15 protein-coding genes are annotated in these 17,027 nt (G+C 41.2%); 12 read left to right on the top strand and 3 right to left on the bottom strand.

Going from position 1 to position 17,027, the window contains the following annotated elements; translation table 11 throughout:
* Positions 1 to 28: 28 nt before the first annotated feature.
* The 3 genes from rplL (at position 29) to N4597_RS08660 (ending at position 1,865) form a co-directional block, all read left to right on the top strand.
* Complete coding sequence (gene rplL, locus N4597_RS08670) at positions 29 to 397, top strand: 50S ribosomal protein L7/L12 (protein ID WP_050610910.1); 369 nt, start codon at positions 29 to 31, stop codon at positions 395 to 397.
* Between the two features lie 94 nt (positions 398 to 491).
* A complete protein-coding gene (locus N4597_RS08665) occupies positions 492 to 956 on the top strand; it encodes a sunset domain-containing protein (RefSeq protein WP_056975918.1) in 465 nt (154 codons plus the stop codon).
* A 12-nt stretch (positions 957 to 968) separates the two neighbouring features.
* A complete protein-coding gene (locus N4597_RS08660; RefSeq protein ID WP_089144736.1) occupies positions 969 to 1,865 on the top strand; it encodes a DNA/RNA non-specific endonuclease in 897 nt (298 codons plus the stop codon).
* Between the two features lie 48 nt (positions 1,866 to 1,913).
* On the opposite strand, the gene N4597_RS08655 is transcribed toward N4597_RS08660, so the two are convergent.
* The gene (locus tag N4597_RS08655; RefSeq protein ID WP_260903442.1) at positions 1,914 to 3,869 is read right to left on the bottom strand and encodes an ABC-F family ATP-binding cassette domain-containing protein; all 1,956 of its coding nucleotides are present in this window, start codon (positions 3,867 to 3,869) and stop codon (positions 1,914 to 1,916) included.
* 233 nt (positions 3,870 to 4,102) lie between these two features.
* Here N4597_RS08655 and N4597_RS08650 point away from each other — a divergent pair, with 233 nt between their 5' ends.
* On the top strand, positions 4,103 to 4,747 hold the full coding sequence (locus N4597_RS08650; protein ID WP_050610914.1) for a redox-sensing transcriptional repressor Rex: 645 nt from the start codon (positions 4,103 to 4,105) through the stop codon (positions 4,745 to 4,747).
* Positions 4,748 to 4,788: 41 nt separating this feature from the next.
* On the opposite strand, the gene N4597_RS08645 is transcribed toward N4597_RS08650, so the two are convergent.
* Positions 4,789 to 5,424: a CPBP family intramembrane glutamic endopeptidase gene (locus N4597_RS08645; protein ID WP_089144734.1), complete on the bottom strand. Its 636-nt coding sequence runs from the start codon at positions 5,422 to 5,424 to the stop codon at positions 4,789 to 4,791.
* Between the two features lie 203 nt (positions 5,425 to 5,627).
* Between N4597_RS08645 and groES the strand changes: the two genes are divergently transcribed.
* From groES to N4597_RS08625, 4 genes are all read left to right on the top strand, one after another.
* Entirely contained in the window at positions 5,628 to 5,912 is a 285-nt protein-coding gene (gene groES / locus N4597_RS08640) for a co-chaperone GroES (RefSeq protein WP_056975923.1), read from the top strand.
* Between the two features lie 38 nt (positions 5,913 to 5,950).
* A complete protein-coding gene (gene groL, locus N4597_RS08635; RefSeq protein ID WP_050610917.1) occupies positions 5,951 to 7,570 on the top strand; it encodes a chaperonin GroEL in 1,620 nt (539 codons plus the stop codon).
* A gap of 265 nt (positions 7,571 to 7,835) precedes the next feature.
* A complete protein-coding gene (locus N4597_RS08630) occupies positions 7,836 to 9,671 on the top strand; it encodes an APC family permease (protein WP_089144733.1) in 1,836 nt (611 codons plus the stop codon).
* A 197-nt stretch (positions 9,672 to 9,868) separates the two neighbouring features.
* Entirely contained in the window at positions 9,869 to 10,987 is a 1,119-nt protein-coding gene (locus tag N4597_RS08625; protein WP_089144732.1) for a glycosyltransferase family 4 protein, read from the top strand.
* Between the two features lie 38 nt (positions 10,988 to 11,025).
* Here N4597_RS08625 and N4597_RS08620 read toward each other — a convergent pair whose 3' ends face one another.
* Complete coding sequence (locus N4597_RS08620) at positions 11,026 to 11,673, bottom strand: YigZ family protein (RefSeq protein ID WP_170091278.1); 648 nt, start codon at positions 11,671 to 11,673, stop codon at positions 11,026 to 11,028.
* A gap of 58 nt (positions 11,674 to 11,731) precedes the next feature.
* Here N4597_RS08620 and N4597_RS08615 point away from each other — a divergent pair, with 58 nt between their 5' ends.
* The 4 genes from N4597_RS08615 (at position 11,732) to secA (ending at position 17,010) form a co-directional block, all read left to right on the top strand.
* Positions 11,732 to 13,060, top strand: coding sequence for a DEAD/DEAH box helicase (locus N4597_RS08615; RefSeq protein WP_260903434.1), 1,329 nt, complete (start codon positions 11,732 to 11,734; stop codon positions 13,058 to 13,060).
* Positions 13,053 to 13,757, top strand: a complete 705-nt coding sequence (locus N4597_RS08610) for a ComF family protein (protein ID WP_260903431.1) — start codon at positions 13,053 to 13,055, stop codon at positions 13,755 to 13,757. Before N4597_RS08615 ends, N4597_RS08610 begins: the two co-directional genes overlap by 8 nt.
* A 160-nt stretch (positions 13,758 to 13,917) precedes the next feature.
* Positions 13,918 to 14,472, top strand: a complete 555-nt coding sequence (hpf, locus tag N4597_RS08605; protein ID WP_050610924.1) for a ribosome hibernation-promoting factor, HPF/YfiA family — start codon at positions 13,918 to 13,920, stop codon at positions 14,470 to 14,472.
* A gap of 174 nt (positions 14,473 to 14,646) precedes the next feature.
* Positions 14,647 to 17,010: a preprotein translocase subunit SecA gene (gene secA, locus N4597_RS08600; RefSeq protein WP_089144729.1), complete on the top strand. Its 2,364-nt coding sequence runs from the start codon at positions 14,647 to 14,649 to the stop codon at positions 17,008 to 17,010.
* Positions 17,011 to 17,027 lie beyond the last annotated feature (17 nt).

Below are 17,027 nucleotides of genomic sequence, written 5' to 3'. Positions count from 1 at the left end.
ATATAATACCTAAATGGAGGATATCAAAATGGCATTAGATACAGAAAAGATTATTGCTGACTTAAAAGAAGCTAGCATTCTTGAATTAAACGACTTAGTAAAAGCTATCGAAGAAGAATTTGGCGTTTCAGCTGCTGCTCCTGTAGCAGTTGCAGGTGCTGCTGGTGGCGACGCTGCTGCTGAAAAATCAGAATTCGACGTTGAATTAACTGATGCAGGTTCTGCAAAAGTTAAGGTTATCAAGGTTGTTAAGGACATCACTGGTCTTGGCTTGAAAGACGCTAAGGGCTTAGTTGATGGTGCACCTTCAGTTATCAAGGAAGGCGTTGCTAAGGAAGAAGCAGAAGAAATCCAAGCTAAACTTGAAGAAGTTGGCGCAAAGGTTACTCTTAAGTAATTCTTGCTTAGTAAGTAGGCGTTACCCCAGTTGGCGGGTGACGCCTTTTTTGTTATAATTAAGTAAACATACGTACTATTTTAGGGTGAAGCGAATGAAAGAGAAAAAGATTAAATTTATAAGTGCCTGGTTGATGTTAATTTTAACCTTAGGGTTTGTGGGAACGGTTAAGCACTCCCCCGCAACGATTCAGGCCAAGACTAACCTAACTAGCTTATCCAAGAAACAGTTACGGGCAAGAATTAGTAGTGCTAAGAAAAAATCGCTTAGTTTAAAGGCTGATGCTAGTAGCCTGCGGGTTCTTTCTACTTCGTTAGCTAGCCTAGAAGCTAGTGCTAATAGCCAGGCTACTAGTCAAGTTCAAGCTAGCAGTGAAGTTAGCCAAGCACAAACTAGTTCTGTTACGACAGGACAGACTGGGCAAATAGTCGGCAATCGTAATACTCACGTTTACCATGTGCCCGGTCAGGCTAGGTATTCTATGAAAGCCGCTAATGCCGTTTACTTTAACACTGAAGCAGAGGCACAAGCTGCCGGTTACCGTAAAGCACAGCGTTAGGGGGAAGAGAGTATGGGAATTGGAATTATTGTCTTATTAATTTTGGTGTTACTACTTAACTTAAAACAGCTAAAGAAAGTTAAGCCAGTAGTCTTGCTGGCTTTAATCGCGGTTGGTTTTATTGCGGGGATAGCTCTTAGTCAAAACAATAGTCCGGTTGAGGCGCTTAACCAAACAAAAACTCAACTGATTAGCGTTTTACGTTCACTAACCGAAAAAAATGCTAAGCAGGAGCGTAAAAATGAAAGCTTAAAGGCTAAACTATCCTCGCAGGCTCAAAAATTAGGAATCACCTTAGAGGACACTGACTCTAAGCAAACGGCTAGCGGAAATGAGGATTTAGCGCAATTAAGCTATCAGGGTCAGCAAGTGATTACGGTCAATGATAATAAGCCTGGCTTTAGTGCGGCTGACTTGTCTACCGCTAAGGGTCCGTGGCAGCATTATGGAAATCTAGATAATTTAAACCGGGCGACCCAGGCAGACGCCTTGTTAAATCAAAGTTTGATGCCTAAGACCAAGCGGGAAAGGTTGACGGTTAATCCTACCGGATGGCATAACAAACGGATTAGTTCGGGCTGGTTGTACAATCGAAGTCACCTAATCGGCTATCAGCTAACGGGGCAAAATAACAACTGGAAGAACCTAATTACTGCTACCCGCTCTCTAAATGATCCGGGGATGGTTAAATATGAAGATCAAGTCGCAGATTACCTAAAAGCGAGTCCTAAGCACTATGTTCGTTATAGTGTGCGCCCCGTTTTCTATCAAAATGAATTACTAGCAAGGGGTGTGCAGATGCGAGCACAATCAGTCGGTGATAACAGTGTTTCTTATAATATTTATATTTTTAACATTCAACCAGGGGTGACCCTAAATTATAACGACGGAACTAGTCGCCTAAACTAAAAACAGCTTGCAACCATGCGTTTATAGCGTGATTGCAAGCCGTTTTTGTTATTGTTCTAAAAATTCTTCTAAGGCTAAACTAGCCTCTTCCCAAGCAGTTTCGGCGGCAGTTAAGTCGGAAGTTACTTGGTCAAGTTGTTTTTGCAAAGCTTGGAGTTTACCTAAATCATTTAAGTTTTCAGGAGCGGTCATAGCAACTTCGATTTCAGACTTTTGCGCATCGAGTTGTTCAACCAAACTTTCGGCCTCAGCTTGTGCCCGTTGCAGTTTACGTTCTTGCTTTTGACGTTCCTTGCTTTGCTGGTAACTTAACTTAGAATCGGAAACTGAGCTAGTAGCTTGTGCAGTTTGGTCAGATTGTTCGCTCGCTTTAGCAGCTGCTAGTTCGGCTTGTTCTTTTTTCTTATCAACATAGTAGTCATAGTCACCTAGGTAAAGGGTGCTACCAGTTGGTTCGATTTCTAAGACGCTGGTGGCCACCTTGTTGATAAAGTAGCGGTCGTGAGAAACAAATAAAATTGTGCCGTTAAAATCAAGGATAGCCTGCTCTAGGACTTCTTTACTGTCAATGTCTAAGTGGTTAGTAGGTTCGTCCAAAATTAAGAAATTATCGTGTTCTAAGGCTAACTTAGTTAGAAGTAAGCGGGCTTTTTCACCACCAGAAAGGCTACCGACGATTTTTTTAACATCATCACCAACGAAGAGGAAACTACCTAGAATCGAGCGGACGTCACGTTCTGGCATAGTTGGGTGTTCGTCCCAAATTTCATTAAGTACGGTCTTTTTGAAGTCAAGGTTTTGTTGTTCCTGGTCGTAGTAGCCTACCGTAACGTTAGTTCCTAGTTCGGCTGAACCCTTGATAAAGGGAATTTTACCTAGGATACTCTTTAAGAGGGTGGACTTACCAATTCCATTGGGGCCAACGATAGCCATAACCTTGTGTTTGCGTAAATCGATATTAATGGGGGCTGCAATGGTTGTCTGATTATAGCCGATTGCGGCGTCAGATACGGTTAAAACGACATTGCCACTCTCTTTTTCGCCTTCAAAGCTAAAGTGGGGGCCCTTTTCATAGCCTTCAGGTCGTTCTAACCGGTCCATTTTTTCTAGTTGTTTACGCCGGCTTTGAGCCCGTTTAGTGGTGGAAGCTCGGACTAAGTTACGGTTAACGAAATCTTCCAATTTATTGATTTCTGCTTGTTGTTTTTCGTAACTCTTCCATTCCTGAGCTAAGCGGGCGGCTTTTTCCTTAATATAATAAGAATAGTTCCCCTTATAGTAATTAGAGTGACCATGCGTAATCTCGTAGATTTCGGTGACGATTTTATCTAAGAAATAACGGTCGTGAGAAACGATTAAGAGTGCGCCTTGGTAGCCTTGAATGTAATTTTCTAACCAGGTTAAAGTCTCAATGTCTAAGTGGTTAGTAGGTTCGTCTAGAATCAAGAGGTCGCGTTTTTCTAAGAGTAATTTAGCTAAGGCTAGGCGGGTTTTTTGTCCCCCGGAAAGGTCTGTGATGGCGTGGTCATACATATCTTCGTCGAAGTGGAAACCATGGAGGACCGCTTTTATTTCATTTTCATAGCCGTAACCATTTTGAGCGTTAAAGTCATGGAGTAATTGATCGTATTGCTTAGTTAGTTGTTCGTAAGCGGCGCTTTGATGGTCTATGCTAGTAGCAATTTGTTCTTCTAGTTGGTGGAGCTTAACTTCCATTTCTTGGAGGTAAGCAAAGACGGACTTCATTTCCTCGAAAACAGTTTTATCGGAATCAAGGCCAGTAGTTTGGGCAAGGTAGCCAATAGTTAGGCCTTTTTTACGGACAATTTGGCCTTCATCTGGTTCGGAGTCACCGAGTAGCATTGAAATTAAAGTAGACTTACCGGCTCCGTTTTTGCCGACTAAGCCAATCCGAGAATTATCTTGAATATCGAGGCTAACGTTTGAAAACAAGACGTCTGCCCCAAAGTGACGGGCGACGGCTTGTGCTTGAAGTAAAATCATGAAAATATCACCTGCTTGTGTAGTTTTTAGCTTGTGTTAAATAGTAATAATGTTTGTGAATTAATATGTACAATCTTTCTTTTTAAGCGAAAATCTTAGATGTAGTGCTTGATAAGCTGGGATTTTACCGACTGAATTTAAAAAAGATTGTGAAAAAGTAAACGCTTTTTTGTTCCCTTATAGTCGCGGTTATGGTAGAATTAATTCGTGAACTATGTGAAAGGAGAAATAAAATGGCTACTGAAAATATTCCTAATGCAACAGCTAAGCGGCTCCCCATTTATTATCGTTACCTTAACATTCTAGCAGATTCTGGTAAAAAAAGGGTATCCTCTACGGAATTAGCTGAAGCTGTTAAAGTAGATTCGGCAACCATTCGGCGTGACTTTTCTTATTTTGGTGCCCTAGGTAAGAGAGGGTATGGTTACGAAGTTGAAGCATTGATTAAGTTCTTCAAAAAGATTCTTAACCAAGATAAGTTGACTAACGTTGCCTTGATTGGAGTCGGAAATCTTGGCCATGCTTTATTAAACTTTAACTTCCATAAGAGTAATAACGTCCGAATCAGTGCTGCCTTTGATGTTAATGACGAGATAACGGGTACCATTCAAAGTGGGGTGCCCATCTACCCAATGTCTGATATGAAAGAACAGTTAACGGTACAACAGATTGAAATTGTTATTTTGACTGTACCTGCATCTGTTGCGCAAGATGTAACTGATGAAATTATGGAAACTGGGGTAAAAGGTATCTTGAACTTTACCCCTCTTAGAATTTCTGTTCCAGATACAGTCCGGGTCCAAAACGTTGATTTGACCAACGAACTCCAAACTTTGGTTTACTTTTTAGATCACTTTGGCACTAAGGATGAAGACTAATAACTTAGGGATTTTCACATTATGGTGAAAATCCCTCTTTTTTATATTGTTTGGCTAAGTAGCAAGATTAGTAAGTTCATTCCCAGGTGACACCCCACGCTAATACTGATTCTTCCCGTCTTATAGTAGACCCCACTAAGGATTAGGCCCATAAAAGCATAGACTAAGAAGTGACCATCGTTATGGGCTAACACAAAGAGAAAAGTTGATCCTAATAAGGGGTAGAGTTTATTTGTAAAGTCGCTAACGGTTCCAAAGAGTACCTTCCTAAAGACGAGTTCTTCCATAAGTGGAGCGGCTAGTATCAAAGTTAAGGCGTAGTACGGATAGGATTTCGTAATGGTTAGCAAAGATTGGGTGTTGGCAGAAGCGCTTGGAAGGTGGAGAACGTAACTCTCGAACCCTAAAGCCAATTTTTGACTAATAAATAAGCCTAACAGTCCTAAGCCGAGGTAGAGTAAACTCACAGACCAGGGAGCTGGTCGTCTTTCAAACTGATTGTGATAAGGGTAGCGGTGGTTAAGCCCCAGCATAAGTCCCGCACCTAAGAGGTTAATAATTGTTAGGAACAGATAAATATAAGGACTTTTTGCCCACCAGTAGCTAGCTAGGTTGGCAAAGTTAAGTGTTAGAAAATAAGTAAGCACTAATGCCAACGCGTTTTTAGAATTTGCCATTGAAAAAACCTTTCTGCTTGTAAGTAAAATTTCAACAGCGTCAATTATAACACAGTTAAGCCGTGGTTAAAAAAATTAGCACTCGCCAGGCGAGAGTGATAAAAAAGTCTTGCAATTTTAAATTAAAGTGAGTATAGTAATAGTTGTAATCAGTTAGCACTCAAAGTTAACGAGTGCTAAAAAAAGACATGGAGGGATTTAACGTGCTTAAACCATTAGGAGATCGAGTAATTTTAGAAGTTCAAAAAGAAGAAGAACAAAAAGTTGGGGGCATTATTTTAGCCGCTAATGCAAAAGAAAAACCTCAAACAGCTAAGGTTATCGCTGTTGGTGAAGGTCGCGTTTTAGACAATGGTCAAAAAGTTGCTCCAAGTGTTAAGGAAGGTGACCTTGTCTTATTCGACAAGTACGCTGGAACAGAAGTTAAATATGAAGATGCAACTTACTTAGTTGTTCGTGAAAACGACTTAGTTGCAATCGTTGACTAGTTTTTATTAAATTTACTACTATATGAGGTGAATATTTAATGGCAAAGGAAATTAAGTTTTCAGAAGATGCACGTTCAAAAATGTTAGCCGGGGTTGACAAATTAGCTAACACAGTTAAATCAACAATTGGTCCTAAGGGACGTAACGTTGTCTTGGAACAATCATATGGTTCCCCAACTATCACAAACGATGGGGTAACTATTGCTAAGGGAATTGAATTAGAAGATCATTTTGAAAATATGGGGGCTAAATTAGTAGCCGAAGTTGCTTCTAAGACAAATGATATTGCCGGTGACGGTACAACTACTGCTACTGTCTTGACCCAAGCAATTGTTAACGAAGGAATGAAGAACGTAACTGCTGGTGCTAACCCTGTTGGTATCCGAACTGGGATTGAAATGGCAACTAAGGCTGCCGTTGAAGGGTTACACAAGATGTCTCACACAGTTGCTTCTAAGAGTGATATCGCCCAAGTTGCTTCTATTTCATCAGCAAGTGAAGAAGTAGGTAACTTAATTGCTGATGCGATGGAAAAAGTTGGTAACGATGGGGTTATCACTATTGAAGAATCTAAGGGGATTGATACTTCCTTAGACGTTGTTGAAGGGATGCAATTTGACCGTGGTTACCTATCACAATACATGGTAACAGATACTGATAAGATGGAAGCAGACCTTGACAACCCATACATTTTGTTGACTGATAAGAAGATTTCTAACATCCAAGAAATCTTGCCATTGCTTCAAGAAGTAGTTCAACAAGGGCGGGCACTCTTGATTGTAGCCGATGATGTTGATGGTGAAGCTTTACCAACCCTTGTTTTAAACAAGATTCGCGGTAGCTTTAATGTAGTTGCTGTTAAGGCACCTGGCTTTGGTGACCGGCGCAAAGCAATGTTGGAAGATATTGCTATCTTGACCGGTGCAACTTTGATTACCGATGATTTAGGCCTTCAATTAAAAGACACTACCCTTGACCAATTAGGGACAGCTCACAAGGTAATTGTAACTAAGGAAAATACAACAATTACTGAAGGTGCTGGTGACTCAGCTCAAATTAAGGAAAGAGTAGAACAAATTAAGAAGCAAATCGCAGAAACAACTTCTGACTTTGATCGTGAAAAGCTTCAAGAACGGTTAGCTAAATTAGCCGGTGGGGTTGCGGTTATTAAAGTTGGGGCTGCCACTGAAACTGAATTGAAGGAACGCAAGTACCGGATTGAAGATGCCTTAAATGCAACCCGGGCTGCCGTGGAAGAAGGCTTTGTTCCTGGTGGTGGTACAGCCTTAGTAAATGTAATTCCTGCTGTTGCTAGCCTTAAAGCTGAAGGTGACGTTTTAACTGGGATTAACATTGTTAAACGTGCCTTAGAAGAACCAGTTCGTCAAATTGCTGAAAACGCTGGGCTGGAAGGATCTGTAATCGTTGAAAAATTAAAGGAACAAAAGGCCGGTATTGGTTACAATGCTGCTAGTGATGAATGGGTAGATATGGTTGAAGCCGGAATCGTTGACCCAACTAAGGTTACTCGTTCAGCACTTCAAAATGCTGCTTCAGTTTCTGCATTATTACTTACAACCGAAGCGGTTGTTGCCGACAAACCAGAAGAAAATCCTGCTCCTCAAGCACCAGCTGCTGGCATGGGCGGTATGATGTAATTTAAAATTAAGTGTAATTAAAAGCAAGTTTCCCTTGAGGGGGCTTGCTTTTTTTATTATGGAAAAACTTTGTTAAAAAATTAGCTTGCAAGTCCTAAGTAAATATGATTAAATCAAGGGCGTACTATTTTACAACTGCCCCTACTAGTCTTAATAAGATGTGGCTACTAATTTTGGGGCTTTTGGTGTAAAATGGTGGTGTTTAATCAAAAAAGTTTCTACTTTAAATAAGTGATAATTACGATTAGCTAAAGGAGAAATTGTTATGTGGCGTTATTTAAAACGGCTGTTAATTGGTCAGCCGTTAAAAACTGCAGAGGAAGGCGGGCAATCTTTAACCAAGTTTAAGGCCCTGGCACTTCTTTCTTCAGATGCTTTGTCTTCTGTGGCATACGGGACCGAACAGATAACCACCGTGTTATTTGCCTTATCTGCAGCTGCAACTTGGTATGCAATGCCAGCGGCTGGAATTGTGTTGATTTTGCTCTTTGCAATTACAATGTCCTACCGCCAAATTATTCATGCCTATCCATCTGGTGGTGGTGCTTACGTAGTCGCAACCAAGAACTGGGGAACAGGTGCTGGGTTAGTGGCCGGGGGCTCATTATTGGTTGACTATATGCTGACCGTTGCGGTTTCTGTGACTGCGGGGACTGAAGCGATAACCTCTGCGGTGCCGGCTTTGCGTGACCATAGTGTGGCAATTTCAGTAATAATTGTCCTCTTTATCATGACCTTGAACTTACGGGGAATGAGGGAGTCAGCTTCATTTCTGACCGTGCCCGTTTATTTCTTTGTCATCATGATTGTCGGGATGGTCGTTTGGGGATTAATTAATATTGCTACCGGTCATTTGGCTTACCATGCTCCAGCTGCGATTGGTGCTAGTGTTCCTGGCATGACGGTTATTTTATTTTTAAAGGCATTTTCTGCAGGGTCTTCTTCCCTAACTGGGGTCGAAGCCATCAGTAATGCGGTGCCAAACTTTAAGGAACCAAAAAGAAAGAACGCGGCTAATACCTTAGCAATTATGTCCTTAATTTTGGCGACTTTCTTTGCTGGGATTACCTTCCTTAGTTATTACTTAGGGGTAATGCCTAATCCTGAGCAAACGGTCTTATCTCAAATTGGGGCGTTAGTTTTTGGAAAGGGGATTTTTTATTACCTCCTTCAATTAGCAACTGCTATGATTTTAGCTGTTGCTGCTAACACAGGTTTTTCAGCCTTCCCAATGTTAGCTTACAATATGGCTAAGGACAAGTTTATGCCCCACCTGTTTATGGATAAGGGTGATCGCCTAGGTTATTCTAACGGGATTATTTTCTTGGCGGTTGGTGCGATTGCGTTAATCTTTATTTTCCATGGTCAAACTAACCTCTTGATTCCACTGTATGCAGTGGGGGTATTTGTGCCGTTTACCTTGTCGCAATCAGGGATGATTATTCACTGGTTTAGGGAAAAAGGAAAGAATTGGGTCTTAAATGCTTGCTTCAACTTATTAGGCGCATTAATTTCCTTTGCCTTAGTGATTTTCTTGTTCTGGTTACACTTTGACAATGTTTGGCCATACCTAGTAATCATGCCATTCTTACTGTTTATGTTTTATAAGGTGCATGATCACTATGTTAAGATTGCCGCCCAGTTACGTTTGACAATGGACGAGGAAGCACAATTCCATAAGTACGATGGCTCAACGGTAATTGTGTTAGTTAGTTCAGTTACCCATGTAACGACGGGGGCTATTAACTATGCGCGTTCGATTGGGGATTACGTGATTGCTATGCACGTTTCTTTTGACACTAATCCGAAAAAGGAACATGAAACGGCTAAGGAATTTAAGCAGGCCTTCCCTGACGTTCGGTTTGTCGATTTGCACTCTTCTTATCGGTCGGTTACTAAGCCAGTCTTACGCTTTACTGATGTAATTGCTAAAAATGCGGCTAACCGTAACTATTCGGTGACAGTTCTAGTCCCACAATTCGTACCTAAGAAGCCATGGCAAAATATCTTGCATAACCAAACCGCCTTACAATTACGGCGGGCATTAAATCTTCACGAAAATGTGATTGTCTCGACCTATAGTTATCATTTGAAGAAATAAGCTAAAACGACCTTGACTGATAATTTGTTAGTCAAGGTCGTTTCGCTTTGCTTTTATAAAGGGGGATTATTATTTCAATGCCAAAAAAGGTTGGCGATATGTTATCATAGAAGTTATGATAGTTGACAGTTAAATTTGACTGTTACAGTCAAGTTAGTGCTTTGACTAAGATTTAGATTTAAAAGGACGGCAGATATATGTATAAAATCCTTGCGTCTTTATTTGCCACTATGTTACTGGCTGCCTTGCTAACACCGTTTATTCGGCAGCTGGCTTTTAAAGTAGGGGCAGTTGATAACCCTAACGCGCGGCGGGTTAATAAAATCCCCATGCCGACAATGGGTGGTTTGGCAATCTTTTTGTCATTTAATTTAGCAAATTTATTTTTATTAAGAAATCAATATCCAAGTAGTCAGTTGTATTCGTTAATTTTAGCCCAGTTAATCATAATTGCGACGGGCGTGATTGATGATATTTATGAATTGAAACCCCGGCAAAAAATGTTTGGAATTTTTTTGGCAGCGCTAGTGGTATTTTTTGTTGCCAAAGTAAGGATGACGACGCTAACCTTACCATTTTTAGGGGTAATCCCGCTAGGCTGGCTGAGTTTTCCTATCACCATTATTTGGATTCTAGCTATCACCAACGCAGTTAATCTGATTGATGGTCTGGATGGGTTGGCGACCGGGGTTTCAATTATAGCTTTAACAACCAGTGCAGTGACAGGGTATTTCTTCTTAAATGTAACCAATACCTTTGTGTCAATCATGATGTTTACACTAGTTGCTGCTTTAATTGGCTTTTTGCCCTATAATTTTCACCCGGCTAGAATCTATTTAGGAGATACGGGTTCATTATTCATTGGGTTTATGATGTCTGTTTTCTCTTTGTATGGCTTAAAGAATGCGACGTTCATTACGATTATTATCCCAGTGATAATTATGGGTGTTCCGATTACGGATACAGTCTACGCGATTTTGCGGCGATGGTTGAATAATAAACCAATTTCGCAAGCAGATAAGCATCATTTACACCACCGCTTAATGCAAATGGGGCTTTCACACCGCCAAACAGTGCTGGTAATTTATGGAATTGCTTTAATCTTTTCATTCATTTCCTTGCTGTACCCCTTGTCAAACTTGTGGGGGTCAGTGCTGTTAACAGTCGCTACCCTACTAGGATTAGAGTTGTTTGTGGAATTAATCGGCTTAGTAGGAGATGGGCGGCAACCCTTACTTGATGGAATTAAAAAGTTAGTTTTAATGACAAGTGCGCGTGAACGTCGCGACCGTGATAAAGAAGATCGACATAAATAACAATAAAGGATGCTCTTTGACAGGGCATCCTTTATTTGTTAGTGATGAGGTTGGTAGGGGATTTCGTTGTAGAAACTAGGGCCGGGGGTGATTTGAATTTGGCCGTTTAAAAGGTCGATGAGGTTAGCTTCAGTAGGATTAACGTTCTCAAGGTCAACCGCAATCTTGATAGTAACGTCAACTCCGTAGTCAGTATTTAGGATGTGATAGTTATTTTGTTTTAAATAATTTTCTAAACGACCTTGTTGGTTATAAGCGATTTGAAGTGCGAGCTCTCTTTGCATAACCCTTTTGACGATGCCGATTTCGTTGATGGCCTGGCTGGTAGTGCTTGAATAAGCTCGGATTAGCCCTGAAGCACCTAACTTGATACCGCCAAAGTAACGGGTAACGACTGCGGTGACGTTATGGAGGGAAAGGTTTTTAAGCACCTCTAAAATGGGTACGCCGGCTGTTCCTGAAGGTTCCCCGTTATCGCTTTCGCGCTGGATTTCGTCATTTAAGCCTAAAGTGTAGGCAAAACAGTTATGGTTGGCCTTTTTATTTTGGGCTTGAATCTGGGCGATGAAGGCTTTAGCTTCTGCTTCTGTTTCAGTTCGAGCGAGACTGCAAATGAAATCTGACTTCTTAATCGTTTGTTTATAAGAACCAGATGATTTTATGGTTAAATATGTCTCATTTTCCATGTAACTCCTCCAGTAATCTGAATTTTTTGCGTATTTATATTATGAAGGGGGAATTACTATGGATGCAAGCATTTTGTACGGTCGCCAAATAGTTTTGGGTGAAAAAGGCTTGGAGGGCTTAAATAATCTCCGGGTTAAACCTGCTTTGGTGGTAGGTAAGCGAGGAGTGATTTGTCAAAGGTGCGGGCAGACTACTAGTTTAAAGTTAGCCCGGCTTCCAACTGGAAAGTACTATTGTCCTAATTGCCTACTGTTAGGACGGCTGACTAGTGCTGACCGGCTTTATAATTTACCAGAGCCCCACCTATTTGAATACCAAAAAAATAGTTTAACTTGGCAGGGACAATTATCTAAGTACCAGGAGAAGTGCTCGGCTCAACTACAAACGGTTGTTAAACACGGGGGCAAACATTTACTGTGGGCTGTAACGGGGGCGGGAAAGACGGAGATGCTTTTTGAAACCATTAACTGGGCCCTCCAAACTGGAAAGCGGGTGGGACTTGCTTCACCGAGGGTCGATGTTTGTAACGAATTATTTCCCAGGTTACAAGCTGCATTTGCAAAAACCCCCATGATTTTACTTCACGGCCACGCTAAGGAGCCATACCGTTATACCCAGCTAGTAGTTGCAACCACCCACCAGCTATTGCGTTTTTACCAGGCATTTGACCTGTTGATAATTGATGAAGTCGATGCTTTTCCCTTTGTAGATGATCAAGGACTTCATTATGCCGCCAATAACGCGCTAATCCCAGGCGGTACGCTAGTCTACCTAACTGCAACTCCCAGTAGGGAGCTGTTAGCGGCTGTTAAGAAAAAAGAACTCTCGGTCAGTTACCTCCCACTTCGATTTCATGGCTACCTACTGCCAACAATTAACTTAGTCGCAGTTGCTAAATTACGCAGTCAGCTTGACGAGGGAATTTTGAATTCAAAAATTAAAAAAATTCTACTAAGGTGGCAGGAAGAAGGATATCAATTTTTAGTTTTTGTTCCAAGAATTGCCCTCTTAAAGCCGGTCTACCAAGCTATTGCTAACTTGTTAAAGCCAGAATTAAAGGGGCAGACGGTCTACGCTAACGATGGTCAACGAATTGAGAAGGTAGCTAAAATGCGGGCGCAGGAATACCGGTACTTAGTTACGACTACTATTTTGGAGCGGGGGGTAACATTTCCTGGGATTAATATTATGGTTTTAGCTGCAGACGATAGCAACTTTTCGACGGCTGCTTTGGTCCAGATTGCAGGACGAGCGGGGAGAAATAAGGCGCGACCTACCGGGGATGTTTATTTCTTTTGTCAAGATTATACCCGGACGGTAAAAGCCGCCTGCAAGCAAATTAAGTTTCTCAATCGTAAGGGAAAGAAGTTGAAGCAAGATGAATAAGCAGTGTTTACTTTGTCAACAAGACCTAACTTACCACTTTGATTTAAAATGGTTTTTAACATTGCAACCGCTGGTTGATAAATACCTATGTGAGCGCTGTGCTGCTAATTTTATCAGGTTAGATAATAAATTAACTTGCCCAGGGTGTGGCCGGCTGAGTGAGATGGGCAAGCTGTGTTCAGACTGCTTGCGTTGGCAACAAGTAGCCCCAGAGTTGTTAACTAACAAAGCCCTGTATAGCTACCAGACCGAAGCAATGAAGGACTACTTAGAAAGGTATAAGTTTTTAGGCGATTACCGCTTGCGTTACGTTTTTCAAAAGCAGTGGTGTGACTTTATTGTTAAGAACTATCCTCCTAAGCAAGGCTGGCTGTATGTTCCTATTCCGGTCGATCAGGAAAGTAAGAGCCAGCGGGGATTCAACCAGGTGATAGGTCTAGCAGAACTTTTGCCTTTAACTGAGGTATTAAAGATGAAACAAACTCATGGACGGGTAAAGCAATCTAAGAAGAACCGCCGCCAACGAATGCAAACCAAGCAACCGTTCAATTATAGTGGAAGTGAGGAGGAAATTTTGCAAAAGAAGGTGGTACTTTTAGATGACGTTTATACAACCGGTCGGACACTGTATCATGCCCGTGCAGTTTTAAAAAAACACGGGGCTGCGTTGGTTAGAAGTGTGACGCTTAGCCGTTAAAAAAAGCGAAAAAAGTCTAAAAAAAGGGAAAAATCTGTCTATAACAATTGTTAAATGAACCGCTTTCTATTATAATAAAAGTGTAGATAAGATATGGTTCATATAAGAACCTATCTTTGAACTAAGTAGTGATACTTAGTGTTGAAAGGAGAGGTTTACCATGTTAAAAATCAATGTTCGTGGTGAAAATATCGAAGTTACAGGAGCTATTCGCGAATACGTAGAAAAGAAACTAACTAAGTTAGAAAAGTACTTCGAGAATACTTCAAATTCTACAGCTCATGTAAATCTAAAAGTTTACACCGACAAAACATACAAGGTAGAAGTAACCATTCCTTTGCCTTACTTAGTTTTACGGGCTGAAGAAACCTCACCTGATATGTACGCAAGTATTGATTTGGTGACTGATAAACTTGAACGTCAAATCCGTAAGTATAAGACAAAAGTTAATCGCAAGTCACGTGAAAAAGGCTTTGCTTCCTTTGAATTTGTTCCTCAAGCCGAAGAAAAGGAAGAAGAAGATAAGAAGTTTGAAATCGTGCGTACAAAGCATGTTTCCTTGAAGCCAATGGACAGTGAAGAAGCTGTCTTACAAATGGACATGTTAGGCCACAACTTCTTCATCTATGAAGATGCTGAAACCCAAGGCATTAACATCGTTTACCGTCGTAAGGATGGACGTTACGGCTTAATCGAAGCAGGTGACGAAGACTAGTCTTCGCTAACTAAATAAGATAGCTAGCTAGTGCTAGGGAGGGTTGTCGATAGTGGCAACCCTTTTTTATGTTTAAATTTTCTGAAAATAATGCTAGAATATACCTTGGTATACTAAATTTTAAATTGAAATTTAATTTTTTTAAAAGAAAACAAATTAGGAAGGATTTATAAGATGGCAAATTTCCTAAGAAAATGGGTTGAAAGTGATAAACGTGAATTAAAGCGTTTAGGAAAAATTGCTGATAAAGTTGAAGCTTATGCAAGTACGATGGAAGCTTTATCAGATGAAGAATTAAAAGCAAAAACACCAGAATTAAAGCAACGTTACCAAAATGGCAGTAGTTTAGATGAACTCTTGCCAGAAGCCTTTGCGGTTGCACGTGAAGGAGCTCGTCGGGTCTTAGGCCTATATCCTTACCGGGTTCAAATCATCGGGGGGATTGTTCTTCACGAAGGTAATATTGCAGAAATGAAAACTGGTGAAGGAAAGACTTTGACGGCTACTATGCCTGTTTACCTCAACGCCTTATCAGGAGAAGGGGTACACGTTGTTACTGTTAACGAGTATTTATCCAGTCGTGATGCCAGTGAAATGGGTGAGCTTTACAATTGGTTAGGATTAAAAGTTGGCTTAAATATTGCTAGCAAGACTCCAGCTGAAAAACGGGAAGCTTATGCGGCTGATATTACCTATTCCACTAACAGTGAATTAGGCTTTGACTACCTGCGGGATAACATGGTTGTTTACAGAGAAGATATGGTACAACGCCCACTTAATTTTGTAATTGTCGATGAAGTAGACTCTATTTTAATCGATGAAGCGCGGACACCGCTGATTATTTCAGGGCAAGCAACTGGGTCAACCATGCTTTATACGCGGACAGACCGGTTTGCTAAAACGCTGACGGAAGACGAAGACTTTAAGATTGACTTGGAGTCTAAGACTGTTTCCTTGACTGAGGAAGGAATCAAGAAGGGTGAAAAATACTTTGGGTTAACCAACTTATATGACCCAGATAACACGGCCTTAAATCACCACTTAGATAATGCCTTGCGGGCTAACTTTATCATGTTACGGGATAAAGATTATGTGGTCCAAGATGGGGAAGTCTTGATTGTTGACCAATTTACAGGGCGGATTATGGATGGTCGCCGCTACTCCGATGGGTTGCACCAGGCTATCGAAGCTAAAGAACACGTTGAAATTGAAGAAGAAACTAAAACAATGGCTAACATTACCTACCAAAACTTCTTCAGAATGTATAAGAAACTCTCGGGGATGACTGGGACTGCCAAGACGGAACAAGAAGAATTCCGGGAAATCTATAACATGGAAGTTGTGACAATTCCAACTAACCGGCCAATCGCCCGGGAAGACCGGCCTGATTTATTGTATCCAACTTTAAAGAGTAAGTTTAAAGCGGTGGTAGAAGATATTAAGACTCGCCATGAAGCTGGCCAACCAATCTTGGTTGGGACGGTGGCTGTGGAAACCTCTGAGCTTTTGTCACATATGCTTGATCAAGAGGGAATTCCTCACTCTGTCTTAAACGCCAAAAACCACGCCCGGGAAGCTGAAATTGTTATGAATGCCGGGCAAAGAGGAGCTGTCACAATTGCTACTAACATGGCCGGTCGGGGTACCGATATCAAACTGGGGCCGGGTGTTCGTGAACTTGGTGGTTTAGCCGTAATTGGGACAGAACGGCACGAATCGCGCCGGATTGATAATCAGTTACGGGGCCGGTCAGGTCGTCAAGGTGATCCAGGGGTGTCACAATTCTATCTATCGCTGGAAGATGATTTGATGCTACGCTTTGGTTCAGAAAGAATCAAGGCATTCTTGGAACGAATGAAAGTGGCCGATGATGATGCGGTTATCCAATCACGGATGATTACTAAGCAAGTTGAATCTGCGCAAAAGCGGGTTGAAGGTAATAACTACGATACTAGAAAGCAAGTGTTACAATACGATGATGTAATGCGGGCTCAACGTGAAATTATTTACAGCCAACGGCAACAAGTAATCATGGAAGATAAGTCACTCAAGGGTGTAATTATGCCAATGATTAAGCGAACTGTAGAGCATACAGTTCAAGTTCATACTCAGGGTGAAAAGAATGAGTGGAACTTGCAAGCTATTTTAGATTTTGCTGTATCAGCAATGGTTAATGAAGATAGCATTGAATTGGCAGATTTAGTTGGCAAGACTCCTGATGAGATTGTTGCTTACTTAATGGACCGTGCCGAGGCTAACTATAAGTTAAAAGAAAAACAACTATATGATGCTAGTCAAATGCTAGAATTTGAAAAGGTTGTTATCTTACGAGTGGTAGACTCCCGGTGGACTGATCACATCGATGAAATGGATCAATTACGCCAATCAATCGGTCTTCGTGGTTACGGACAATTGAATCCGTTGGTTGAATACCAATCAGATGGTTTCAGAATGTTTGAACAGATGATTGGGGATATTGAATACGATGTTACCCGCCTCTTCATGAAGGCAGAAATTCGCCAAAATATTAAGCGGTAAAAATAAAGCTGGAAGGT

Origin of the sequence: Ligilactobacillus agilis, from assembly GCF_025311475.1 — a bacterium.
Lineage (GTDB): Bacteria > Bacillota > Bacilli > Lactobacillales > Lactobacillaceae > Ligilactobacillus > Ligilactobacillus agilis.
This window is presented reverse-complemented; position numbering and strand designations above follow the sequence as displayed.